This is a genomic window from Hymenobacter sp. APR13 (assembly GCF_000737515.1).
Lineage (GTDB): Bacteria > Bacteroidota > Bacteroidia > Cytophagales > Hymenobacteraceae > Hymenobacter.
This window is the reverse complement of sequence record NZ_CP006587.1, coordinates 2,900,606-2,924,780: the sequence shown is the minus strand read 5'-3', so window position 1 is coordinate 2,924,780 and position 24,175 is coordinate 2,900,606. Positions and strand designations below refer to the sequence as shown.

General features: G+C 64.0%; 17 protein-coding genes. 9 read left to right on the top strand and 8 right to left on the bottom strand.

Translation table 11 applies throughout. The features are described from left to right. Positions 1-30 precede the first annotated feature (30 nt). From N008_RS12305 to N008_RS12275, 7 genes are all read right to left on the bottom strand, one after another. On the bottom strand, positions 31-555 hold the full coding sequence (locus N008_RS12305; RefSeq protein ID WP_044016366.1) for a gamma carbonic anhydrase family protein: 525 nt from the start codon (positions 553-555) through the stop codon (positions 31-33). A 78-nt stretch (positions 556-633) separates the two neighbouring features. Next, positions 634-1,617: a radical SAM protein gene (locus tag N008_RS12300; RefSeq protein WP_044016364.1), complete on the bottom strand. Its 984-nt coding sequence runs from the start codon at positions 1,615-1,617 to the stop codon at positions 634-636. A 99-nt stretch (positions 1,618-1,716) separates the two neighbouring features. Beyond that, complete coding sequence (locus tag N008_RS12295; protein ID WP_044018691.1) at positions 1,717-2,484, bottom strand: endonuclease III domain-containing protein; 768 nt, start codon at positions 2,482-2,484, stop codon at positions 1,717-1,719. A 158-nt stretch (positions 2,485-2,642) separates the two neighbouring features. Continuing rightward, positions 2,643-3,356, bottom strand: coding sequence for an OmpA family protein (locus tag N008_RS12290; RefSeq protein WP_071884528.1), 714 nt, complete (start codon positions 3,354-3,356; stop codon positions 2,643-2,645). Between the two features lie 352 nt (positions 3,357-3,708). After that, a complete protein-coding gene (locus N008_RS12285; RefSeq protein WP_231569701.1) occupies positions 3,709-4,455 on the bottom strand; it encodes an OmpA family protein in 747 nt (248 codons plus the stop codon). Positions 4,456-4,651: 196 nt separating this feature from the next. Further along, positions 4,652-5,545, bottom strand: coding sequence for an acetyl-CoA carboxylase, carboxyltransferase subunit beta (gene accD / locus N008_RS12280; RefSeq protein WP_044016359.1), 894 nt, complete (start codon positions 5,543-5,545; stop codon positions 4,652-4,654). A 128-nt stretch (positions 5,546-5,673) separates the two neighbouring features. After that, entirely contained in the window at positions 5,674-6,726 is a 1,053-nt protein-coding gene (locus N008_RS12275; protein ID WP_044016357.1) for a class I fructose-bisphosphate aldolase, read from the bottom strand. 170 nt (positions 6,727-6,896) lie between these two features. Between N008_RS12275 and N008_RS12270 the strand changes: the two genes are divergently transcribed. The 9 genes from N008_RS12270 to N008_RS12230 all read left to right on the top strand — a co-directional run bounded on the left by N008_RS12270 (position 6,897) and on the right by N008_RS12230 (position 21,236). Further along, on the top strand, positions 6,897-7,907 hold the full coding sequence (locus tag N008_RS12270) for an OmpA family protein (RefSeq protein ID WP_231569700.1): 1,011 nt from the start codon (positions 6,897-6,899) through the stop codon (positions 7,905-7,907). 104 nt (positions 7,908-8,011) lie between these two features. Further along, positions 8,012-9,553, top strand: a complete 1,542-nt coding sequence (locus tag N008_RS12265; protein WP_044016355.1) for a hypothetical protein — start codon at positions 8,012-8,014, stop codon at positions 9,551-9,553. 268 nt (positions 9,554-9,821) lie between these two features. Beyond that, entirely contained in the window at positions 9,822-11,357 is a 1,536-nt protein-coding gene (locus N008_RS12260) for an AMP-binding protein (RefSeq protein WP_044016352.1), read from the top strand. A 2-nt stretch (positions 11,358-11,359) separates the two neighbouring features. After that, positions 11,360-12,508, top strand: coding sequence for a DUF3419 family protein (locus N008_RS12255; protein WP_044016349.1), 1,149 nt, complete (start codon positions 11,360-11,362; stop codon positions 12,506-12,508). Beyond that, positions 12,501-13,709, top strand: a complete 1,209-nt coding sequence (locus tag N008_RS12250; protein ID WP_044016347.1) for an aminoglycoside phosphotransferase family protein — start codon at positions 12,501-12,503, stop codon at positions 13,707-13,709. The genes N008_RS12255 and N008_RS12250 overlap by 8 nt, the downstream gene beginning before the upstream one ends. Before the next feature lie 216 nt (positions 13,710-13,925). Then, on the top strand, positions 13,926-14,828 hold the full coding sequence (locus N008_RS12245) for a hypothetical protein (RefSeq protein ID WP_156109284.1): 903 nt from the start codon (positions 13,926-13,928) through the stop codon (positions 14,826-14,828). A 197-nt stretch (positions 14,829-15,025) separates the two neighbouring features. Next, positions 15,026-17,569 (top strand): PEP/pyruvate-binding domain-containing protein, encoded by a 2,544-nt coding sequence (locus tag N008_RS12240; protein ID WP_052381485.1) that lies wholly within the window; start codon positions 15,026-15,028, stop codon positions 17,567-17,569. Between the two features lie 234 nt (positions 17,570-17,803). Further along, positions 17,804-18,871 carry a hypothetical protein gene (locus tag N008_RS12235; protein ID WP_044016344.1) on the top strand — a complete coding sequence of 356 codons (1,068 nt, stop codon included), beginning with the start codon at positions 17,804-17,806 and terminating at the stop codon, positions 18,869-18,871. Positions 18,872-19,007: 136 nt separating this feature from the next. Beyond that, positions 19,008-21,236 carry an efflux RND transporter permease subunit gene (locus tag N008_RS12230; RefSeq protein WP_044016342.1) on the top strand — a complete coding sequence of 743 codons (2,229 nt, stop codon included), beginning with the start codon at positions 19,008-19,010 and terminating at the stop codon, positions 21,234-21,236. Between the two features lie 66 nt (positions 21,237-21,302). On the opposite strand, the gene N008_RS12225 is transcribed toward N008_RS12230, so the two are convergent. After that, on the bottom strand, positions 21,303-24,083 hold the full coding sequence (locus tag N008_RS12225; protein WP_052381484.1) for a TonB-dependent receptor: 2,781 nt from the start codon (positions 24,081-24,083) through the stop codon (positions 21,303-21,305). Between the last annotated feature and the right edge of the window lie 92 nt (positions 24,084-24,175).

The window sequence follows — 24,175 nt, the reverse complement described above, 5'->3', positions numbered from 1 at the left end:
CGTTCAGCAACAGCTTACTTAGCAGGTGGTTCAGGCGTTTTGCTGCTGAAACCAGCTGGCATACAGCACGTAGTTGTCGGCGGTGCGGAGCATATTGGCGCGCTGCTCCTCGGTCACGGGCTTGATGCGGCGGGCGGGCACGCCGGCGTAGAGGTAGCCTGGCTCGCACTGCGTGTTTTCCAGCACCACGGCCCCGGCTGCCACAATGCAGCCCGCCCCCACCACGGCGTGGTCCATCACAATGGCGCCCATCCCAATCAGCACGTCGTCCTCCACAGTGCAGCCGTGCACAATGGCCTTGTGCCCGATGCTCACACGTGCTCCGATGGTGGTAGCGGCCTTCTGGTAGGTGCAGTGCAGCACGGCGCCGTCCTGCACGTTGGTTTTGTCGCCGATGCGGATGGCGTTGACGTCGCCGCGGATGACGGCGTTGAACCACACGGTGCACTGCGCGCCGAACGTCACGTCGCCGACGATGGTGGCGTTATCGGCTACGTAGCAGTCGGCGGGGATTTGCGGGTGTTTGCTCTGGACGGGCAGAATGAGGGCAGGCATAGAAGTGGGCAGCTAGTGAGTGATGCGCAAAGCTACTCGCTGGCGGCCGGGCTGTGGCTACTTTCTGCTTGCCTGGGCCTACCGCGCCAGCATGCGTTTCCAGGTGCCTTTGGTCCAGTTGTATTTGATAGTGCTGGGCAGGGCCTGCCAGAAATACTTGCTGGTTTCGACGGCAAAGCTGGGCTGCATGTAGCAATTGATGGTGCAGCCCTCGCACTGCGGCAGGCGGCCTTCCAGCGCCACCAGGCGGCCCACTTCGGGCGCGTGGTAGAGGTCGTAGAGCTGGCCGTTGATGGGAAATTTCTGCTCGCCGAGGTGGTAGCAGGGCAGCACCAGCTCGTTGGAGGGCGAAATAACCAGTGTGGTGCTGGCCGCCCGGCACACGGGCGCCGCCACGTGGTTGCCACCGTCGCGCCGGAGCTCAATGAAGGCCTCGTTGAGGTACACGCCCTTGCGCTTGCCAAAGGCCGACAGGTAGTCCAGCTCGGCCGGCGTCAGCAGCCCGCCGGTTTCCACGGTGTTATACTCGAAGGCCGGGTTCAGAATCAGCACCAGGCCGTTGGGCTGGGTGATGTCGCGGTACACGGCTTCCAGCTCGTGCAGGTTTTCGCGGAACACCGTGAACAGGATATCGGGCCGCTCGCCCAGCTCCCGGGCTACGCGGATGCTTTCCAGCACGAAATCGTAGCAGGCCACGCCCCGGCCTTTGTCGTGCACTTCCTTCTCCGACGAGTCGAGGGAGAAGTGCAGCATGTCCACTTTGCCGCGCAGCTTCTCGGCGTATTTGGGGTAAAGCAGGCAGTTGGTGGTGAGCGTGGTGATGAAGCCCATATCATGCGCCAGACCCACAAACTCATGAATTTGGCGGTGCAGCAGCGGCTCGCCGCCCGTGAAGTCCACCACCGACACGCCCAGGCGCTTCAGGTCGCGCAGGTTGCGCTCCACATCCTCCAGCGTGATGTAGGGCGAGGGTTTCTCCCAGATGTCGCAAAACGAGCACTTGGCATTGCACCGGTACGTGACGTAGTAATTGCACAAAACCGGATGACGAACTAAGCGCATGATGTCGTTTTTCGTGAGGTGTTGTTCGTCGTTCGTTTCAGGCTGCTCGACAAACTATCCGCAAAGAACGAACAACGAACTCCGAAAAACGAACAACGGCTAATGCGCCAGCGCGCCCCAGGCGGTGTTCCAGTGGGTGGGCGTGGCGGCCAGGGCCTCGGGGGTGGCGGGGCCGTGGTGCTCCAGGTAGTAGTTGCAGAAGCCCTTGAGTGGGCACCGGGCGCAATCGGGCCTGGTGAAGAAACACACCTTCTGGCCGTGCCAGTAGTTGTGCTTGTGGAAATTGAGCAGCGCCAGCGCATCCTTTGGCAGCTGCTCCAGTAACACCTGGTGGGCCTTGTCGGCGGAGGCTTTGGGCCCGATCATGCCCACGCGCTGCGCGATGCGGTGCACGTGCGTATCGACGGGCAGCACGGGCTTGCCGAAGTTGAACAGCAGCACCAGCGAGGCCGTTTTCAGGCCGATGCCGGGCATGTCGTTCAGCCACCCCATGCCCTTTTCTGTGGGCCAGTCGGCCAGAAAATCCAGCTCAAACGCCCCGCGCTCGGCCCAGATCCGGCGCAGAATCTCTTGGATGCGGGGCGCCTGCGTGTCGGGCCAGCGGGTGGTACGGATGGCATGGGCCAGCTCGGCGGTGGGCGCCGCCAGCACCCCGGCCCAGTCGCCCAAGGCTTCCAGCATTCGGTCGTAGGCCAGTTCCTCGTCGGCGTGGGTGGTGCGGTGGGAAAGGACTGTGGAAATCAGCTCCCGCATAGGCGAGCGGCGCGGCGTATCCAGCGAGAGCGGAGGGTAAAACTCGTTCAGCAGCCGGTGGTTTTCGCGGGTCTTGTCGGCAGCCGGCGAGGCGTAGGTGGCGGGAGTGGGCATGTCTGCTTGTACCGGCCGGCCGGGCCCGGGGTTGCGCCCGGCGCCCAACTCCCCTGCCTCACAGACGATGGCGCAGGCAGCCGGACATAAAAAAACGGCAGCTCCGTACGGAAGCTGCCGTTTTTCAGACTAGTGCTTTAGCGGACTATCCAGCCAGCTTAGATGGTGCCTTTTTCGGCAGCCTTCTTCAGCTTCTCGTTGGCGAAGATGGCAATTTCCACGCGGCGGTTGGCAATGCGGCCGGCCTCAGTGGAGTTGTCAGCCACAGGCTGCTTGGAGCCATAGCCCGTCACGGTGAAGCGCGAAGCGTCTACACCCTGCTGCTGCGTGTAGTTGGCCACGGCCTGAGCCCGGCGCTGCGACAATGGGTCGTTGATGGCGTCCGAGCCGCTGGTGTCGGTGTGGCCTTCCACGATGACGTTGGTGTCGCCGTACTTGATGAGGGTTTTAGCCAGGTCTTGGATGTTGGCCTGAGCAGCCGAGGTCAGAGCCGACGAGTTCTTAGCGAACAGCAAGCCCGAGTCGAAGGTGATTTTGATGCCTTCCCCTACGCGCTCCACTTTGGCGCCGGCCATTTCCTTTTTCAGCTCAGCCGCCTGCTTGTCCATGCGGCGGCCAATCAGAGCACCACCGGCACCGCCCACAGCAGCTCCAATAATGGCACCTTTAGCCGTGCCCGACTTACCGCCAATTACGCGGCCCAGTACGGCACCACCGGCCGCGCCACCCAGGCCACCGATTACGGCACCTTTAGCGGTTTTGCTCCACGGCTTCTTGGTGGTAGTTGTGCCGGCGTCCTGGGCCTGCACCGTGCTGGTGCCAAACAGCAGCACGGCCATCATCAAAGCGAAAAGCGAACGAAGATTTTTCATGAGTAAAAAAGAGGTTAAGGGGTTTCGGAGTTGGTGAAGAAAAGAACAGAAAAGTGTAGCCACTGAGTGGCGTTGTGGTCAGGCAATTTGCAACCACCTTGCCAAAAACGTGCTTAGGTGACTAAAATTGCTGAAAAGTTAGTTTTCAGCTAACGCAAGCTGTTTTTATCAGCCGAATTTATTTGCAAATAAGGCTGAGCACTTGCCTTTTAGCCCGCAATAGTTCCTGCGGTATTGTCGCCGCCTTCATCGGTATTAAAACTGCACAACACACTGCAAGAGGCCTCAACCTACACAAAAAAAAGGCCGCACATCGCGTGCGGCCTTTTTTGATCAGCGGATACCCGGCTACTTAGAGCGTGCCGTTTTCGGCTGCCTTCTTCATCTTTTCGTTGGCGAAGATGGCAATTTCCACACGGCGGTTAGCTTGTTTGCCGGCTTCGGTAGTGTTGTCGGCAATTGGGTCCGAGGAGCCGAGGCCTTTGGTGGTTACGCGGGCCGCGTCAACACCCTGCGAAACCGTGTAGTTGGCTACAGCCTGCGCCCGGCGCTCCGACAGCGGCTGGTTGATGGCGTCCGAGCCCGAGGCATCGGTGTGGCCTTCTACCAGTACGTTGGTGTCGGGGTATTTCTGCAGGATGGCGGCCATCTTTTGGATTTCGGTCATCGAGGCAGCGCGCAGGTCGCTCTTGTTGGTGTCGAAGAGGATGCCCGAGTCGAAGGTGATTTTGATGCCTTCGCCTACACGCTCTACTTTGGCGTTCTGCATGTCGCGCTGCAGGTCTTCAGCCTGCTTGTCCATTTTGCGGCCGATCAGGGCCCCACCGGTGCCGCCTACTGCTGCACCAATGATGGCGCCGGCAGCTGTGCCGTTTTTGCCGCCAATCACACGGCCCAAAATAGCGCCGGCTGCAGCACCGCCGCCAGCGCCGATGAGGCCGCCTTTAGCCGTTTTGCTCATGCCCGTCTTGCGGGGGCCGGTGCCATTGGTGTCGGGAGCATCCGGAATGTTGGGGTTGCGAGGCTGAGAAGTAGCGCATGAGCCCAGCAGCAGCGTGAGGGCCATAAAGAACGAGAGCAGCGAATTAGGAGCTTTCATTGAAGTGAACTAGGGAGTGAGAAAAATCAAGTGAGGTTGGTCGTGCTTTACTGGAATTACCGCTAAAAAGTTGGCCGAATATAGACTTGCATCTATATCAACCAATGGCTCAGGCAGAAAAAAACCATGTGGCAAAATGCCCGACCCATGCAGCAAATCCGCACAGACCGGGCATTTTCAACAAGTGTGCCGAAAGTTAGCGGGTGCGCTGGCCTAGCTTGGCTCCAACCGGCTCAGCCGCCTCGGTAGGGCGCAGCATGCCCAGCAAATCAGACAGTTGCTGCTTGAGCTGCTTGCGGTCGACAATAAAATCGAGGAAGCCGTGCTCCAGCACAAACTCGGCGCTCTGGAAGCCCTTCGGCAAATCCTTGCCGATGGTTTCCTTGATAACACGCGGCCCGGCAAACCCGATGAGGGCACCTGGCTCGGCAATATTGAAGTCGCCGAGCATGGCGAACGAGGCCGTTACGCCACCGGTGGTAGGGTCGGTGAGCAGCGATATGTAAGGCACGCCGGCTTCGGAAAGCAGCGCCAGCTTGGCCGAGGTTTTGGCCATCTGCATCAGCGAGAAACCGGCTTCCATCATGCGGGCGCCGCCGGAGCGCGAAATCATCAGGAAGGGCAGGCGCTGCTGGCGGGCGTAATCGATGGCGCGGGCAATCTTCTCGCCCACCACCGAACCCATGGAGCCGCCGATGAAGCGGAAGTCCATGGCGGCAACCACCAAGCCCTGGCCGTTGGAGAGGCCGTGCGCCGTCCGGACGGCGTCGCGCAGGCCGGTCGTCTTTTCAGTAGCTACCAGGCGCTGCGGATAGGCTTTGGTGTCTACGAAGTGCAGCGGGTCGCCGGAGTGCATATCGGCATCCAGCTCCGTAAACTGCCCGTCGTCGAAGAGGAACTCGAAGTATTCGGCCGCGTCAATCCGGTCGTGGTGGTTGCAGTTGCCGCAGGTGGAGAGCAGGCGCTTGTGCTCGGCCATGGTGGCCACGGTTTTGCACTCGGGGCACTTATACCACAGCCCGTCCGGCGTCTCCTTCTTTTGCTCCGTTGGCGTGACGATGCCCTTTTCTACGCGCTTAAACCAAGACATTCTTTCAGGTTAATTAGTAATGAATAATTAGTAATGAGCAAGTTATCTGCTTCAAAAAAAGGAATCAGCTCGAGCAAAAATTTCAGGTAGTTGCTCATTACTAATTACTCATTACTAATTCAAAAAATCTACGCCAGCGTGATGGCCGGGTCCAGGTATACGTCCTGGATGGCGTTGAGGAGATGTACGCCTTCGGCAAAAGGGCGCTGAAAGGCTTTGCGGCCCGAAATCAGGCCCTGGCCACCGGCGCGCTTGTTGATGATGGCCGTGCGCACGGCGTCGGCCTGGTCGGTGGCGCCTTTGCTTTCGCCGCCAGAGTTGATGAGGCCGATGCGGCCCATGTAGCAGTTGGCTACTTGGTAGCGGGTCAGGTCGATGGGGTTGTCGGAGGCCAACTGGTCGTACATGGCCGGGAAGGTCTTGCCGAACTTGAGCGTGCTGAAGCCACCGTTGTTTTCGGGCAGCTTCTGCTTGATGATGTCGGCCTGAATAGTTACGCCGAGGTGGTTGGCCTGGCCCGTGAGGTCGGCCGACACGTGAAAGTCTTTGTCAGCGGTTTTGAAGGCGTTGTTGCGGGTGTAGCACCAGAGCACCGTGGCCAAGCCCAGCTCGTGGGCCAGCGCAAACGCCTCACTCACTTCCTGCAGCTGCCGGCCCGATTCCTCGGAGCCGAAATAGATGGTGGCCCCCACCGCCGTGGCGCCCAGGTTCCAGGCCTCCTTCACCGAGCCAAACATGATCTGGTCGAACTTATTGGGGTAGGTCAGCAGCTCGTTGTGGTTGATTTTAACCAGGAACGGGATTTTGTGGGCGTACTTGCGGGCCACCGTCCCGAACGTGCCGAAGGTGGTAGCTACGGCATTGCAGCCGCCTTCCACGGCCAGCCGGATGATGTTTTCGGGGTCGAAGTACATCGGGTTGGGCCCGAAGGCGGAGCCGGCCGTGTGCTCGATGCCCTGGTCGACGGGCAGGATGCTGAGGTAGCCGGTGCCGCCCAGCCGCCCATGGTTGTACAGCTGGCCCAGGCTGCGCAGCACCTGCGGCGTGCGGTTGCCGGGCACAAAGCAGCGGTCCAGAAAGTCGGGGCCGGGCTGATGCAGCAGGTCTTTGCGGATGGTTTTGCACTCGTGCTGGAGCAGCGCCTCGGTTTCGGCGCTCAGGGAAGCAGTAGGAGATGCCATGGCAGAAGGAGAAGGAAGGAGCCGCTGAAATCAGCCGCCAAATATAGGTTGAAAATCGGTTGATTGCGGGGCGGCATTGCAACATGCAGCAGCCCCTGAGTACCTTGCCGCGGGATGGTGCGGGCCAGGAGCCCGGCCGCCCAATTCTGGCTTTTCAACCTGTGTGTTTCGTGAACAACTCTGTTTCTCTGCTTCCTGCGTTGGCCCTAGTGGCGGCCCTGGCACTGCCCGGCTGCGTGGCCTCCAAAAAATATGACGATCTGAAGGCCCGCCAGGCTTCCACGGAGCAGGGCAAGGCCGAAGCCGAGCGCCAGCAGCGCACGGCCGTAGCCGAGCTGCGCAAAGCCACCGACGAGCTGGCCGAAATGCGCCTGCAAACCAAACGCCTCACCGACGACTCCACCCAGACCGGCAACGCCCTGCGCCGCACCCGCCAGCTCTACACCCAGCTCACCGACAGCTACGACAAGCTACTGAAAAACTCCGATCGGGAGCTGGCCAACAAGTCGTCGGACTACAACAAGGTGGCCCAGGACCTGGCGCGCCGCGAGGCCGAGCTAGGCGAACTGGACGCCGGCCTGCGCCGCAGCCGCGCTGACATCGACAAACTCAACGCCGACCTGAAAACCCGCGAAGCCCGATTGGCGGAGCTGCAGAAAGCCCTAGCCGAAAAAGACAAAGCCGTGAACGACCTGCGCGCCAGCGTCACGAATGCGCTGCGGGGCTTTCAGGGCACCGATTTGCAGGTGCAGATGAAGGACGGCAAGGTGTACGTGTCGCTGTCGGAACAGCTGCTGTTCAAGTCAGGCTCGACGAAGGTGGACCCCAAGGGCCAGGAGGCGCTCAAGCAGCTGGCCACCGTGCTGCAGCAGCAACCCGACGTGAACGTGGTGGTGGAAGGCCACACCGACAACGTGCCGTTCAGCCGCCCAGCCGGCGCCATGCAAGACAACTGGGATTTGAGCGTGTTGCGGGCCACCGAAATTGCGCGGCTACTGGCCGCGGGCGGCGTGCCGCCGCAGCGCGTTACGGCCTCGGGCCGCAGCCAGTATGTGCCCGTCGCCGCCAACGACTCGCCCCAGAACAAGGCCCTCAACCGCCGCACCGAAATCATCCTGACGCCCAAGCTCAACGAGCTGCTGAAGATTCTGGACTCGAACTCGACGACGGGCGGCAAATAAATACCGGCGGGGTTGTTTTCTATTCCGCACTCTATCAACTACTTTCAAAGGGCAGCCGTCAGCGGCTGCCCTTTATTGTTTTTCATCCTTATCCCCTCTTCGTTATGCGCACACGTTTCCGCATTTGCTTTATCCTGCTGAGCATCTTCCTGCTGGCCAGTACGCCGGGCGCCCACGCGAGCCACGTGCTGGGCGGCGACCTTGACTACAGCTACATTCCTGGCTCGGCTTCGCAGTACCGCATTACGGCCCGGCTGTACAGCAACCCAGCCGATGGTGGCGCTACGTTTCCTGACCCCAGGAACTTGTCTTTGTTCGGTTCGCAAAATGGGTGTGCCAGCACGTCGGCTGGCAACTTCCAGTTTCAGGTGCCACGCATGCAGCTCACGCGCCGGGCACTGGGGTGTGCCGTGAACGGGCGCAGCTACAACATCAGCCAGTATGAGGCCACCGTGACGCTGCCGCCGGGCCAATGGACGCTCAAGGCCATCGAGGAGCTACGCTCAGGTGGCATGCTGAACCTGCTTGATAGCGGCACCCAGGGCTTTTACATAACGGCCTACCTCGACAACTCCAGCGGCCTGACCAACAACTCGCCGCGCTTCACCTCCTTTACGATGCCCTACGTGTGCGGCAGCCAGCCCAACCGCTACAGTTTCAGCACCTTCGAGCCCGACGGCGACTCGCTGGTGTACCGCTCCGTACAGCCGCTGTCCAGCACCCTAATAGAACAGGGCTGCGGCAATACCATTCCTTACACCAGCTACAGCGCCGGGCAGTTTCAGGACCCTGTCAGCGGGCAGACGGCGACGTACCCGGCCGGGCAGTTCACGGTGGGGTTTCCGCTGCTGTCGTTTCGGGCAGTCAATGGGGTGGCCGTGCCGCAGTTCGAGCTGAACGCAGCCAACGGCGACCTGCAAACCACCCCCGTAACGGTACGTGGCTTCAATACCGTGGCCGTGCAGGTAGACGAGTACCGCCGCGTGAATGGCACCTGGGGGCGCATCGGCAGCGTAATGCGCGACGTAGTGTACTCCGTGTTTGATGCGGGCGGCAACCGCAACCCCGGCTTCACGGGCCTGCAGATTGGCGGCACCAGCCAGCCCCTCGACCAGACCATCGTGGTGCAGCGCGGCCAGCAGATTGCGCTGACGCTCACGGCCGCCGACCCCGACGCGGGCCAGGCCGTGCAGATCAGCAGCGACGTGGCCGCCGTTATTCCCGGGGCTTCTTTCCAGCTGCAGGGCACCAGCCAGGCCGTGCTGAGCTGGCAAGTACCGGCCACGCTGCCGGCAGGCCGCTACTCCTTCACCGTTACGGTGGCCGACAACAACTGCCCGACCAATGGTTCGGAAGTGCGGACTATCAATTTCCGGGTTTCGGCGCCAACTTTGGGTACCGCGGGCGCCCGGACCCGGGTGCTGGCGGCCTACCCGATGCCGTTCCGCAGCCAGGTGCAGTTTCAGCTCCCCACGCCCGGCGTGCAGCCGGTGTACGTTACCGATGGGCTGGGCCGGCTGGTGGCCACTCTGCAAAGCCGCCCCGATGGCACCGTGGCCTGGGCGCCGGCGGCCAGCGTAGCTCCGGGCGCCTATTTTGCCCGGCCGGTTTCGGGCGAAGCAGTATTCCGGCTGCTGCGGGAGTAGCAAGTGGCCAGTACATACATCTTACCCAGAAAGGCAGCCCTGCACATGGGCTGCCTTTTTGTTGCTGGCAGAGGCTGAAAACCCGGTGTATTCAGCAGTAAAACCCTGTTCTTTATCGCCATAAGCGCATGCTTTAAAGTCAGTAAATAACATTTATAATAAATTGTTATACAATATTTTACACCTAAAAATAACACCCATTACAAAGTCTGAATTACACAAAGGATGGTTAGGCTATATGTGAGCAGCACGGCACCTTTCCAACGTCATGCAGCCACTCACCCAGATTTCCGCTTCTGCCGTACCCGGTCTCCTAGCCCGACCGGGCACCGGTGCCCACCGTCGCCCGGCAGCGCCGGCCCCGGTAAGCCCCGAAACCAACTACGCCCGCCTTATTCTGGCGCAGCTCCGGCGCCATCCGGCCCAGCCGTGCCTGGTGTGGCCCGCCCCCGATGGCACCACCCGCCGGCATACCGCCTACGACCTGCTGCAGCGCATTGCGACCCACCGGCAACAGCTGCTCGCCGCGGGCGTGCAGCCCGGCCACTCCGTGCTGCTGGCCGTGCCCGTAAGTGTGGAGCTGATTGCGGGTTTGCTGGCCGTGCAGGCGCTGGGAGCCGTGCCGGTGCTGCCGCCGGCCGGGGCTTCGGCGTGGCAGCTGCTGCAGTTGACGCGCCGCCTGGGCATCCGGACGATACTGACCGGCCCCGCTGCTTCGCCTCTGGTCCGGCTGGCGGCCATGCTGTGCGGTGTGCAGCTGCTGGCGGCAGTAGGTGGGCCGCTGGCCGCGGCTGTTGAGGGCTGGGAAGCCTGGCCGGTTCCGGCGCAGCAGCCGGCGCTGGTGTCGCACAGCTCCGGCTCTACGGGGCAACCCAAGGCCATCCGGCGCAGCCACGCGGTGCTGCAGGCCCAGCACGCGGCCATCAAGGCCGCGTTTCCGCCGTGGCAGGGGCAGCGCGACTTCCCGCTGTTTCCGAATGTGCTGCTGCACAACCTGGCGGCGGGCGTGGTGAGCGCGCTGCCGGCCGTGCCCTGGCACAACCTGCGGCAGCTCAACCCGGCCCGGATTGTAGCGCAGCTGCAAACAGAGCAGGTCCAGACCCTGACCGGCAACGTGGCCTACTTCGCCGCTTTGCTGGCGCACCTGCAGCAGCAGCCGGTTGCGCTGCCTTACGTGGTGGCCGTGGGCGTGGGCGGCTCGTCGGTGCCGGAGCCGCTGGCGCAGCAGCTGCGGCAGGCGTTCGGGCAGGCGGCGGTGCACATCATCTACGGCTCATCGGAGGCCGAGCCCATTGCCGTGCGGCAGGTGACCGACGAAGTGCCCGACCCGCGGGCCGGCTACTGCGTGGGCCCTATCCAAGATGGGCTGGAATGGCGGTTTGAGGTGCTGGGCGTGCTGCAGGGCCGCGCCACGCCGGGCCAACCAGTGGGCGAGCTGTGGGTGCGGGGCGCGCACGTAGCCGCCCCGTCCGGCGAGTGGCTGCGCACCGGCGACTACGGCTACGTGGCCGATGGTCAGCTCTACCTCACGGGCCGCCAGGGCAACGAGCGGCTGCACCACGGCGTGCAGCACTATCAGCTGGAGCACCTGCTCTATCACCTGCCCGGTGTGGAGCGCGCCGCCGCCCGCGCCGATGCCGCCGGCTTTACGGTGTTCGTACAGGGCACCGTAAAGCCCGCAAGCGTAGCCCAACTACTGGCCCAAAACCTGCCGCAAGTACCGGTGCTGGCCATCCATATGCGGACCACGCTGCCCGTGGACGCGCGGCATCATTCCAAAATCCTTTACTCTCAATTGCGCTAGCTATGGAATCCGAGTTCTACAATGTGGCGCTGGACCGCCTGCGCTATTCGCTGGTGTGGGAAGACAGCCGCACGCTCTACGGCGCCCTCACTATTCAGCCCACCGACCACGTGCTGGTAATAGCCTCGGCGGGCTGCAACGTGCTCAATGCGCTGCTCAAGAACCCGCGCCACGTCACGGCCATCGACCTGAATCCGGTGCAATTGCAGCTGTTGCGCCTGAAGCTGCATGTCATCCGGCACCACGAGCACGCGGTGCTGCGCGGCCTGCTGGGGCTGGCCGGGCCGGCGGCCGTGGCGGCGGCCTGGCAAACGGTGGCGCCCACGCTGCCGGCCGCCGAGCACGGCTACTGGGCCTCGTTTTTCGAGAGCCATCCGGCCGGGATTCTCACGGCGGGGCGGCTGGAAAGCTACGTCACGGGCTTTCTGCCGACGCTGACTCCTGCACTGCAGGCCCACCTGCGGCAGTTGCTGGGATTTGATACGGTGGCTGAGCAGGCCGCCTACTTTGAGGCTACTCTGGCCAGCTCGGCGTTTCCGGCTCTGTTTGTGGCCTACTTCGACGAGGCAAACCTGAGCAAGGGCCGCGACCCGCGCCTGTTCCGCTACGCCGCCGAGTCGGGCGGGGAGGCCTTTTACAGCCGCCTGCGCGACACGCTGCACACCGAGCTGATGCGCGACAATTTCTTTCTGCGGTTCTTCTTCTTCGGACCCGAAAACCTGCCCTGTGCCATTCTGCCGCCTTGCTACCAGCGCCGCCACCACGCGCTATTGCGCCAGCAGCTGCCCAAGCTCACGCTGGTAGAAGGCGAGGCCGTGGACTATCTGCGCAGCGCGGCGGGCCAGTCTATCAGCAAAGCCAGCCTGTCCAACATCTTTGAGTACACCAGTCCGGCCGAGTTCCAGCGGACTATGCAGGCGCTGTTTGCGGGCAACCGGCCACTGCGGGTGGTGTACTGGAACCTGCTGCTCGACCAAGGCGCCGACACCGATTCGGGCGCCGCGCCACTGCCCCTTGCCACGGCCGTTTCCGAGCGGTTGTCGCAGCAGGAGGCCTGCTTCTACTTCCGCAACGTGCGCGTGCTCGACTCGCGCCAGATTTGCGCCGCCGCTTCTTCTGCCACACCTTCTTTCCTCGCTGACTGTGCCTGATACCGCCATCCTCGACCTGGTGAGCCCGGCTTTTCTGGAAGAAATGCTGCGCGCCCACGCCCCCAATTCCGCCTATAAAGTGCTGGCCGTAGAGCCCCTGCCGCTCGACAACTCCGCCAGTATTCTGGTGACGCTCACGGCGGGCCAGAGCGCCCGCCCCATCGGGCACTTCGGGCTAGCCGTGACGTTGGAAGAAGCCGGCCGGCCGCCCACGACCCATCATCTGGTGCTCAAGGTGAAGCCCCACGGCAGCGAAATATCCAGCATGCTGGCCGGGCTGGCTGGCTTGTGCGGCGGCGAGCTGGCCGCGGTGTACCCGGCCTTTGCCGAGCGCACCGGCTTCCAGCACACCCACCAGCGCGAACTGGCCGTGTACGAGCACGCCGCGCCCGGCCTGATGCCGCGCATCTGGGGCACGCACACCGACGAGCAAACCGGCCTCTACTGCGTGCTGATGGAATATCTGCAGGACGTGACGCTGCTCAACTCGGTGCAGACGCCCGCCGTTTGGACCGACCACCACATCCGCACGGCGCTAACGCAGCTGGCCGCCTGGCACGCCCGCCACCTGCTGCCGCCCGGCTTTGCCGCGCCCGCCTGGCCCGACCTGCCCACCGGCGCCTACATGCAGGAGCTGGCCCCGCTCTGGACGGCGCTGCTCCACAACGCCGCGCCGCGCTTCCCGGAGTTGTTCGGGGCCCAGCGTACGGCACAGCTACAAGCCGCCATCCAACAGATTCCGCAGCGCAAGGCCTGGCTGGACACCCGGCCGCGCACGCTCATCCACAACGACCTGAACCCGCGCAATACCTGTTTCCGGGGCGCCGGGGCCAGCCTGCAGCTCTGCGCCTACGACTGGGAGCTGGCCACCTACCACGTGCCGGTGTATGATGCCGTGGAGCTGCTCTGCTTCGTGCTCGATGCCGACCGCTACCACCTGCGCCCCGCTTATCTGGAGCACTACCGCCACACCCTGCACGCTCTCACCGGCCGCTACCCCGACCCAGTTGCCTTCCGCCGGGAAACCCACTACGCCACCCTCGATTTCGGTTTGCACCGCCTGGGCATGTACCTGATGGCGCATTCCGTGGGACCCTACCCTTTCCTGCCCCGTGTGGTTGAGAGCTTCTTCGATACGTTAACCCAGACGGTGCCCACTGAAAACACCGCACCTGCCGCTATTGCCTCACACATTGCTTAAAACCTGTTTGCGTGAGCTGCGGAAGCTGTCAGTGCGATGTAGAGACGCAAAATATTGCGTCTCGTCGTTGCTGATGTTGTTTGGGCAGCACGGTTCCGGTCGCCCAACGACGAGACGCAAAATATTGCGTCTCTACAGCGTTCGATGATAACTCAAATAGCTTAACAGGTGCCGCAAAAACAGCCGCCCACTCCTTCCTGCCGCTCAACTCTCCCGATGAATATTCGCCACCTGACCGCGTACCTAAATCAGCGGTTTCCACCCGTCAACATGGGCCTGTTCGCCATTCTGTTCCTGACGGTATGGGCCGTGGCGACGCTGGATGCGGGAGGCCAGGGACCGGGCCGGTTCCGGTGGCTGGAGGTGGGCGGCGGGCTGGCTACCATCTCTTTCTTCTTTCGCCTGCGGGTGTTCGATGAGCTAAAGGACTACGCCGCCGACGCCATCAACCACCCCCACCGCGTGCTGCAGCGCGGCCTCGTGACGCTGCCGCAGCTGCAGCAACTGGCGTGGCTGGGCGCGGCGGGCGAGCTGGCGTGGTCGGCGCAGATGGGGCGGGCGGCGCTGGGCGGCTGGGTGCTGGCGCTGGGCTACAGTGTGCTGATGCGCTACGAGTTCGGCGTGAGTGCGTTTCTGAAGCGCCGGCTGGTGCTGTACGCCTTCAGCCACATGCTGATTATGCCGCTCGTCGTGTATTGGCTGTGGCAGGCGTACCAGCTGTTTCAGCCCGATGGCGCCATGCCGCCGCGGTTCTGGCTGCTGGCGGCCCTGAGCTTGCTGGGCGGCTTTGCGTTCGAGCTGGCCCGCAAAACCCACGCCCCCGCCGCCGAGCGCCCCGGCATCGACTCCTACTCCCGCACGCTGAGCTACCGCGGGGCCATTGTGGCGGTGCTGCTGGTGCTGCTGGGCGGCATGGCGGTGCAGGGTGTGCTGCTGCGGCAGCTGCAGGCCGGCGCGTGGGCGTTTGGGCTGCTGGTGGGGCTGTTTGGGCTGGCGCTGCTGGTGTACGGCCGGGCGGCGGCCAAGCCCCAGGAAAAGCTGCTGCGCACCGCCGAGTTGCTGGTATCGGTGTTCATGCTGACCAGCTACCTGGCCCTCATCGGCCTTATTCTGCTGTAGAGACGCGTATTCGCGTCTCGTCGTCCGCGCCGCCTGCCAAAACCAGAATCTTTTAGCCGTTGCAGGATTCCAACAGAGTCCGATTGATGACCATGGCTTGCTCAACAATCGTTCGGCTCCCCTCTCTTTGGAGAGGGCCGGGGGGTGAGGCGCCCGGCAGCACGAGTACCAAAGCACAGTTCCATTTCACTACCCACATGATACTTCACGGTTCCACGCCGTCTGCTCAGTACACCATCGGCCACAAGGCGCTCGGGCTGTTCCGGCTACAGGCAGCGGGCATGCGCGTGCCGGATTTTCTGGTGCTGCCCGCCGAAACCTTCGATGCGCTGCTGCTGGCCGCACCGAATGCGGCGCAGCAGCGGCAGTTGCTGCAGGCGTTCCAGCTGCCCGCCGCCGACCAGCAGGCCATCCGGCAGGTGCTGGCCGGCTGGGGGTTTCCGGCGCAACCGGTGGTGGTGCGCTCATCGGTGGCTGATGAGGACGGCGCAGGCGCCTCGTTTGCGGGGCTTATGGATTCGTTTCTGAACCTGACGTCGGAGGCGGCGGTGTGGGCGGCGGTGGGCCAGTGCGCGGCCAGCGCCTATTCCGAGCGGGCCCTGGCTTACCGCCGCCAGAAACAGCTGCCGCTGGCGGCGCGGCCGGCCGTCATCATTCAGCGGCAGCTGGCCGCCGAAACCAGCGGCGTAGTGTTTTCCACGTTTCCGGAGTATCCGCAGGAAATGGCCGTGCACGCCGTTTGGGGCTTCGGCGAGGGTCTGGTAGGCGGGCAGCTACAGCCCGACGAGTTTTACCTCAACAAGCTTACCGGCGCGCTCCGCCACACCCAGCTGGCCGCCAAGGAAACCCAGTTTCAGCCCGCTGCCGGCGCCGATGGGCTCCGGCAAACCGCCGTGCCGGCCGGCCAGCAGCACGCCGCCTGCCTCACCGATGCCCAGCTGGCCACGCTGTTCGCGGCGGCCACGCAGCTGGAGCAGCAGTTCGGGCATCCCCAAGACCTGGAGTTTGTGGTGGAAGCCGGCCAGCCGTGGCTGGTGCAGGCCCGGCCTATCACCCAGCCCATTCCGGAGGTCGTGGTCTACGACAACTCCAACATTCAGGAAAGCTACTGCGGGGTCACCACGCCGCTCACGTTCAGCTTCGCGCAGCGTGCCTACGCCACCGTGTACCGCCAGACCATGCACGTGCTGGGGCTGCCGCCGGCCCGCATTCAGGCCCACGAAAGCACCGTCACGCAGCTGCTGGGGCTGGTGAAGGGGCGCATCTACTACAACATCAACAACTGGTACCGCGGCCTGCAGCTGCTGCCCTCCTTTCGCCAAAACAAGGCCGACATGGAGCGCATGATGGGCCTGGAAGAGCCCGTGGATTTCGTGGTGAGCCAGCGCAAAACGCTGGGCGCCACGCTCCGGCTGCTGCCTGGCCTGGGTTTGAATCTGCTGCGGCTGCTGCGGGCCTTCGGGCAGCTGAAGAAACGCGTGCCGGCCTTTCACGCCCACTTTCGGGCGCACTACCAGCGGTTCTATTCCCTGCCGCTGGCCACGCTCAGCGGCGCGGAGCTGCGGCAGCAAAAGGACCTGCTGGATGCGCAGCTGCTGCAAAAATGGACCACGCCCATCATCAACGACTTCTTCGTGATGACCACCAACGGCCGCGTGAACCGGGGTTTGCAGCGGGCCGGTATTGCGCAGCCCGACGAGTTCCTGAGCCGGTATTTGTCCGGCGACCAGCAGGTGGCCAGCACCCAGCCCACGCGCCAGCTGCAGGCCCTGGCCCGCGCCGCGTGGCCCCAGGCCGCCCTGCGCGAGCTGGTGCTGGCCGCCCCGCCCGATCTGCACGCCCAGGTGGCCCAACTGGCGCCGGATTTTCACCGGGCCGTAGAAGAGTTTATCGGGCAGTACGGCGACCGGACGGTGGGCGAGCTGAAGCTGGAAACGGCCACTATGCGCGTGGAGCCCGCCGTGTTCTACCAGTACCTGCGCAACTTCCTGCTGGCGCCTCCCGCCCCGGAAACTGAGGCTGGCAGCCCTCTGCAACAGCAGGCCCGGCAGGAGCTGGCCGATAAGCTGGCCGGCCGCAGCCGCTGGTTTAAGTGGCGGCTGGAGCGCAGCCTCCGACAGCTGCAGCAGGCCATCCGGTACCGTGAGGCGCTGCGGCTGGAGCGCACCCGGCTGTTTGGCATGTACCGGGCGCTCTACCGGGCCATGGGCGCCCAGCTCACGGAGCGCGGCCAGCTGGCAGCTCCCGAAGACGTATTCTGGCTGACGGAGCCGGAGCTGCTGGCCGCCCTGGCCGACGGCGCCACTCCCCTGCTGCCGCTGGTAGCCGAGCGTCGCCAAGAGTTCCGGCAGTACACCCGGGAAGACGTACCGGCCCGCGTGACGTTGCCCGCCCGCCCCGCTGCCGCCCCGCCCCTGCCTGCAGGCGCTCTAGCCGGCACCGGCTGCTACCCCGGCGTGGCCGAGGGCGAGGTAATCGTCATCACCGACCCAGGCGGCGACCTGAACGTGAGCGGTAAAATCGTGTGTGCCCTGCGCACCGACCCCGGCTGGGCGGCCCTGTTCCCGATGTGCCGCGGCGTCATCATCGAGAAAGGCTCGTCGTTGTCGCACTCCGTGATTCTGCTGCGCGAGCTGGGCATTCCCACTATCATCAACGTGCCGCACGTTACGCAGCGCCTGCGCACCGGCCAGCAAGTGCGCTTGAACGGCGAATCCGGCCGGATTGAGGTGGTGGAGTGACGCTCGAACGGATCCGGTACGGTAGCTGTCCGGACGGCATAGCCGCTACCAGAACAGTGTAGAGACGCGACACTTCGCGTCTGCTATTTGAACGACCAAAACTGCGCCCGATGACCAACGATGAGACGCGAAGTGTCGCGTCTCTACACTCATAATAAACAACATCAGCTTACGACGACCGGCCTGACGGCTTCAACAGCCGCCGGACCGGCAGGCATCAGCCACACTCCTCCTATGAGCCCCATTCACCAGCTGCTTTTTGAGGGCACTTTGCCGGATTCGTTCTTTCAGATTCCCGGCCCGCTGTACGCGGCGCTGCCCTACCAGCCGCAGGAAGACGCGGCGGCCGTGCGGCAGCTGTTTCGGCAGGAACTGGAGCGCAACGACATCGTGCTGTTTACCGACCACGCGCAGCTGCGGCTGGCAGGTATCTTCCCCAAGAACGGCCGTACTGCCTACTTCGGGTTCTGGGAAACCGTGGACGACGTGGCCCTGAACGCGGCGGCCTTTGCGCAGCTGCAGCAGGCGGCGCGGCAGCGCGGCTACACCCACCTGCAGGGCCCGCTCAACTTCAGCACCTACCACTCCTACCGCCTACGCCTGGGCAGCGCGCCTTCCTGGCAGCAGTTCGACCGGGAGCCGGTCAACCCCACCTACTACCCCGGACTGCTGGAGCAGCTGGGCTTCGCGCCCGTACTCACCTTCGAGAGCCGCCTGATTGCGCCCGCCACGGTGCCGGCCGTGTACCACGACAAAGCGGCGCTGCTGGCTGCCGTCCGGAGCCTGCCCTACGAGTTTCTGCCGCTCACGCCGGAAACCTGGCCGGAGCATGAGGCCGCGCTGTTTGAGCTGGTACACCAGGTATTCAGCGCCAACCCGGCCTACCAGCCCATTCCGGAAAGCCAGTTCCGGCAGCTCTACAACACCCAGTATGCCGCCCGGCTCTGCCCGCACACCTCGGTGCTGCTGCGCGAAAAAGCGCACGGCCGCCTGGTGGCGCTCAGCCTCTGCCACCCAAACTACGCGCCTTTGCAGCTGGGTTCCGCGCCGCCCAGCTTCCAGCGCGACTACCCGCGCCTGCCGCGCAAAACCCTACTGGCCAAAACCATCGGCGTGCACCCTGATTTTCGCAACCAGCAGCTGATGAGCTACCTGGGCGCCTACGGTATGCTGGCCTTCCGCGAGCTGTACGACGAGGCCATCTTCTGCCTGATGCGCTCCGACAATTTCTCCCTGCACTTCACCGACGGCCTGCCCGCCGAAACCGCCCGTTACGCGCTGTATGAGCTGGCGCTGACGTGAGCTTTCATGCCAGGTAGCCTAAAGCTGTCATTTCGAGCTGAGCGAAGAATCTCGCCAGGGGACTGAATAAGGCAACAGAATTACCACTCAGGTGAGATTCCTCCTGCGTCGGAATGACAGATCCTCTATTCCCATTATGCTGTATCTACACAAACTCCGCTACCTGCTCTTGCTGCTGATTGTGGCAGCCTGCGTGGCGCTGTGGCCAAGCGTGCAGGCCGCCATGGTAGTCGATAACAGCCTTTCCACCTGGTTTCTATCCGGCGACCCGGCTTTGCGCGAATACCACGCCTTCCAACAGCGCTTCGGCAACGACGAGGTGGTGATTCTGGCCGTGCACGATGCGCAGCCGGTGCTTTCGCCCGGGTATCTGGCCGCCTTCCGGGGCCTCACCCGCGAGCTGGAAGCCCTGCACGCCGTGGCAGGTGTGAACGGACCCGGCAACACCCGGCTGCCCGGCCGGGGCCTGGCTGGCTCCTCGCGGCCGCTGCTGGCGTCCGGCACCACGGCCGCCGAAGTGAGGCAAGCGCTGCAGCCGCTGCCCACGCTGCGCCAGAGCCTGTTTTCCAATGATTACCGCACCGCGCGCTTTATTATCCGGCTGCGGCAAATGCCTGATTTCGACGACCGGCGCGGCGAGATTCTGGCGCAGGTGCAACAGGTGGTGAACCGGCACTTCCGGCCAGAGCAGGCCCACCTGGGCGGCGTGGGCATCGTGTACGCAGGCCTCAATGCGCTGTCGCAGCACGATTTCGGGCTATTCCTGGGGCTGGGCTACCTGCTGATGTTTGGGGTGCTGCTGCTCATCTACCGCAACCTGCTGCTGCTCGTGTACACGCTGGGCATCGTAGGGCTGGCCACCTACGTCACGTTTGGCGTGTACGGGGCGCTGGGCTACCGCGTAAACCTGATGACGGTGCTGCTGCCCATCGTGCTGATTCTGCTGGGCATCATGGATTCTATGCACGTCATCAACGAGCGCAACCGCCTGCGCACACCCACCAGCCCCGCCCGCCACGACGCGCTGCAGGCCCTGCGCAACGTGTTTGCGCCCTGCCTGTTCACCATGCTCACCACCGTGGCCGGCTTCCTGGCGCTGCTGTCGTGCCCGATGGCCATTCTGCGCAACTTCGGGGTGTTTGCGGCGCTGGGCATTGCGCTGTGCCTGGTGTTCACGTTTGTGCTGGGTGTGCTGCTGCTGCCGCTGGCCAAAGCCCCGGCCCGCACCGCCGCCGCCACGTACTCGGCCGCCAGCCGCATGGTGGCGTTTTACCAGTATCTGCTGGCCCGGCCGCGCTTTTTCGCTACGCTCTCGGTGCTGCTCACGCTGGCGCTGGCCGCCGGCTTGCCCCGCCTCCGCTCCGACACCTACACGCTCGGCTACCTGCCCGACAACCACCGCGTCGTTACGGACCACAAGGCCATTGAAGCCAACTGGGGCCCTTACATGCCGCTGGAGCTGCTGGTGGAGCCCCGCCCCGGCCACACCCTATCAGACGTGGCCGTGGTGCAGGCCGCCTTCGCCTTCGCCGACTCCGTGCGGCAGCTCAGCGGCGTAGGCCAGGTTACGGGGTTTCACTCTTTGTATCAGGCCGGCCTCGAAGCCCAGGTTGGGGACAAAGCCACCCGTTTGCGGGCCAGCCAGGGCGCGCTACACGCCGTGGAGCGGCAGCTGGGGCTGGAGTTTCCGGCGCTGCTGGCGCAGTTTGTGCACGCGCCTTCCGGCACCGGCCGCGTCACGGTTTCAGGCCGGATGCTGTCGGCGCGGCAGCTCACGGCCAAGGTAGATACGCTGCTGCTGATTGCGCAGGCCACGCTGGGGCGGGTGGCCACGGTGCGGCCGGCCGGCTACCAGCCGCTCTACGCCGGCATTGTGGCCTACGTCACCGAGTCGCAGACCAACAGCCTGCTGCTGTCCTTTGTGCTGGTGTTTGCCCTGACGTGGGCGTTTATCCGCAGCTTCCGGCTGGCGCTGCTCACCGTCATTCCCAACCTGTTTCCGGTGCTGGTGCTGCTGGGCGCCATGGGCTGGCTGGGCATCCCGCTCGACACGGCCACGGCCAGCATTGCCTCCATCGTGCTCAGCTTGTGCGTCGATGACACCATCCATTTCGTGTACAGCTACCAGCAGCACCGCCGCCACGGCTTCACACCCGCCCAGGCCCGCCTCACCACCATTGCGCACGTCGGCCCCACCATCGTCCTGACCAGCGTGGTGCTGTTTCTGGGCTACGCCGTCATGACGCTGGGCTCGCTGAAAACCGTGCAGCTGTTCGGCCTGCTCACAGCCATTGCCGTGGCCGGCGCCTTCTACGGCGAGCTGGTCATCTTCCCGCTGGTCCTGAAAAAATACGACCCGGAATAAGCACAAGGCCTATTCCGGGTCGTGGGATATTCGGCAGCAGAACCTAACGGGCCTGCTTCCAGATGACTACAAAGTCAGGTTCAAGCGGCAGAAGTAGAAGGCACCGCTGTAGCCGAACTGGTTGGAGCTGTACAGGAACCGGCCCCGGTTGGTGGCGTCGAGGGTGGAGTAGGCCAGGCTTTGCGGGTTGTTGTTGGGGTCCTGGTAGAGGCGGTCGGGGTACACATCGAACAGGTTGTTGACGCCCACGCTCACGCCCACGTTCTTCAGCACCTGGGCGCTGAGCACGAAGTCGGTAATCCACTTGGCCGAAAACGTCTGGTCGATGAAGGCGCGGTCGGGGTTGGCGTCCTTGGTCTGCACCTCGCCGAAGCGCACGGTGCGCAGGTTCACCGCAAAGATTTTGTAGCCGTAGTCGGCGCTCAGGTTGATTTTGCTGCGCGGCTGGCCGTTTTCGAGGCGCGTCCGCTGGGCCCGGTCAAACAGCGTGTTCTGCAGCGTGGGGTTGGCATCGATGAAGCCGGAGCTGTTGAAGCTGCGCACCGTAGTGGCGTTGAAGTTGGCGGCGGCCGTCAAAGTCAGGCGGCTGTCGGTGCCCAGGGTCAGGCGCTCGTTGGCCACCACGTCGAGGCCGCGGGTGCGGGTGTTCACGGCGTTGGCAAAGAACTGGATGCCCTGCACCGGCAGCGTGCCCAGAATCTGAGCTACAGCCGCGTTGCCGCGGTTGTACTGGCTGCTGAGCACGATTCGGTCCCGGATGTCAATCTGGTAGGCATCCACGGTAAGCGTAATGGTGCGCAGCACCCGCGCCGTCAGGCCCAGGCTGTAGTTCGTGGATTTTTCCTGCTTCAGGGAGCCAATACCGAAGGCGCGCGTGAGCGGGCTGTCGTTGTTGGTGGTCAGCACTTCGCGCAGCTCGCCGCTGTTGAACTGGGTGCTGGAGTTGGTGAAGTAGCGCTGCTGCAGCGAAGGCGCCCGGAAGCCGTTGCTGATGGCGCCGCGCACGGCCACATCGGGCAGCACGCTGTAGCGGGCGGCCAGCTTGCCGCTCACGTTGCCCCCAAAATCGGAGTAGCGCTCGGCGCGGCCGGCCACGCTCACCAGCAGCTTTTCGGTGATGTCGCTTTCCAGGTCGAGGTAGCCGGCCACGTTGGTGCGCGAGCGGTCCGTGGCATCCTGCGGGCGGTAGCCGGCAAAGCCCTGCGAACCCGCCGCCGCGTACGTAGCGGCCGTGTTGCCCGACGCCGGCGTGATGATGCGGCCCTGCTCATTGAGGCCGTTGGCGTAGGAGCCCAGCTCGCCGGCTTCAATCTGGAAGTTATCCACCCGGAATTCGCCCCCGAAGGCCACGTTGAGAGTGCTCAGCACCGGCATATCCAGGAACTTGCGCGAGAAGCCCAGGTTCACGGTATTCTGCTGAAACAGCAGCTCGCCGGCGTAGAACTCGGTGGGGCTGGTGCCCAGCGGCAGCGAGGCGTTGAGCGTATTGCTGATGTCGTAGCGCAGGCTGTTGCGGCCGTAGGTGTTGCTCAGGTCGGCCTGGAAACCCAGCACCCGGCCCCGCACGCCCGTAATCAGCGAGGCGTCATCCACGGTGCTGTTGATGAACGGCAGGTAGCCGTTCGGGTAGAGGCCCAGGTCGATTTGGGTGGTTTGGGTGGGCAAGCGGTAGAGGGCGCCGCCGCGGCCGGTGCGGCGCGTGAGGCCGCCGGCCACGTAGGCTTCCATCTCCTGGGCCGGCAGCAGCGTGTAAGCCGCGTTCAGGAAGCCGCCGTAGGTGCGCGTGTCGGAAGCGCCTACCCGGATGTCGCGGCGGTTGAAGCCGTTCTGGGCAACCAGCGCATCGTCCTGGGCCTTGAGGGCCAGCTTCTGGTCGTTGGTGAGGCCGCCGGGGTAGTTGCCGGCGCTGGTGCCTTTGTAGATGAGCGGGGCCGTGTCGGCGCCACTGCGGTCGAAGTAGCTGCGGTTGCTGAACTGCCCGCTCACGTTCACGAAGCCCCGCTTATTGAGCCCGAAACCGGCGTTGGCGTCGGCCTGAAACAGCTGTCCGTCGCTCTCGGTGGTTTGGCCGGCGGTGCTGCTTACGTTCACGCCGGTGGTGTCGTCTTTGAGCTGAATGTTGATGACGCCGGCAATGGCGTCGGAGCCGTACTGGGCCGCCGCCCCGTCGCGCAGCACCTCAATCCGCTTGATGGCGGCCGGCGGAATAACGTTCATATCCGTGCCCACCGAGCCGCGGCCGGGCGTGCCGTTGATGTTCACCAGCGCCGAGCTGTGCCGCCGCTTGCCGTTCACGAGCACCAGCACCTGGTCGGGCCCGAGGCCGCGCAGCGAGGCGGGGTCCACGAAGTCGGTACCGTCGGTCACGGTCTGGCGCGTGCTCTGAAACGAAGGCGCGATGTAAGTCAGGATCTGCGTGACGTCGGTCTGGGCGTAGGCCTTGATTTCGCGGGCCGAAATAACGTCCACCGGGGCCGTGGTCAGGATATTGGAGCGGCCTTCGGTAGCCCGCGAGCCGGTTACGACCACCTCGTTGAGGGCGGTTTGGTTGTCGGTCAGGCGCACGTCCAGCGTGGTGCGGCCGTTGAGTTGCACCTGCTGCGTCACGGAGCCAATGGCCGACACCACCAGCGTGGCGTTGGGCTGCACGCTCAGGCGGTAGCGGCCGTCGGCGTCGGTGCTGGTGCCGTTGCTGGTGCCTTGTTCCAGCACCGTCACGCCGGGCTGGCCCTGACCGGTGCTGCTGGTTACGCGGCCCGTCACGGGCACGGTTTGGGCAAAGGCGGCGTAGCTGGCCACCGACAAAGCCGTGACCAGGCCCAGCCGCGTTGCGGATAGAGTATTCATGTCAGAAAGAAAAAGGAAAACAAGCCAGGGGCCGGCCGCGCCCTGCGGGGCGGCCGTGCCGTTCACACATCCGACGCACCGCCCGCGGCGGG

What these genes read in the sequence shown, in the direction of transcription:
- N008_RS12305 (WP_044016366.1), bottom strand. Translation starts at nt 555, where the DNA reads ATGCCTGCCCTCATTCTGCCCGTCCAGAGCAAACACCCGCAAATCCCC.
- N008_RS12300 (WP_044016364.1), bottom strand. Translation starts at nt 1,617, where the DNA reads ATGCGCTTAGTTCGTCATCCGGTTTTGTGCAATTACTACGTCACGTAC.
- N008_RS12295 (WP_044018691.1), bottom strand. Translation starts at nt 2,484, where the DNA reads ATGCCCACTCCCGCCACCTACGCCTCGCCGGCTGCCGACAAGACCCGC.
- N008_RS12290 (WP_071884528.1), bottom strand. Translation starts at nt 3,356, where the DNA reads ATGAAAAATCTTCGTTCGCTTTTCGCTTTGATGATGGCCGTGCTGCTG.
- N008_RS12285 (WP_231569701.1), bottom strand. Translation starts at nt 4,455, where the DNA reads ATGAAAGCTCCTAATTCGCTGCTCTCGTTCTTTATGGCCCTCACGCTG.
- accD (WP_044016359.1), bottom strand. Translation starts at nt 5,545, where the DNA reads ATGTCTTGGTTTAAGCGCGTAGAAAAGGGCATCGTCACGCCAACGGAG.
- N008_RS12275 (WP_044016357.1), bottom strand. Translation starts at nt 6,726, where the DNA reads ATGGCATCTCCTACTGCTTCCCTGAGCGCCGAAACCGAGGCGCTGCTC.
- N008_RS12265 (WP_044016355.1), top strand. Translation starts at nt 8,012, where the DNA reads ATGCGCACACGTTTCCGCATTTGCTTTATCCTGCTGAGCATCTTCCTG.
- N008_RS12260 (WP_044016352.1), top strand. Translation starts at nt 9,822, where the DNA reads ATGCAGCCACTCACCCAGATTTCCGCTTCTGCCGTACCCGGTCTCCTA.
- N008_RS12255 (WP_044016349.1), top strand. Translation starts at nt 11,360, where the DNA reads ATGGAATCCGAGTTCTACAATGTGGCGCTGGACCGCCTGCGCTATTCG.
- N008_RS12245 (WP_156109284.1), top strand. Translation starts at nt 13,926, where the DNA reads ATGAATATTCGCCACCTGACCGCGTACCTAAATCAGCGGTTTCCACCC.
- N008_RS12240 (WP_052381485.1), top strand. Translation starts at nt 15,026, where the DNA reads ATGATACTTCACGGTTCCACGCCGTCTGCTCAGTACACCATCGGCCAC.
- N008_RS12235 (WP_044016344.1), top strand. Translation starts at nt 17,804, where the DNA reads ATGAGCCCCATTCACCAGCTGCTTTTTGAGGGCACTTTGCCGGATTCG.
- N008_RS12230 (WP_044016342.1), top strand. Translation starts at nt 19,008, where the DNA reads ATGCTGTATCTACACAAACTCCGCTACCTGCTCTTGCTGCTGATTGTG.
- N008_RS12225 (WP_052381484.1), bottom strand. Translation starts at nt 24,083, where the DNA reads ATGAATACTCTATCCGCAACGCGGCTGGGCCTGGTCACGGCTTTGTCG.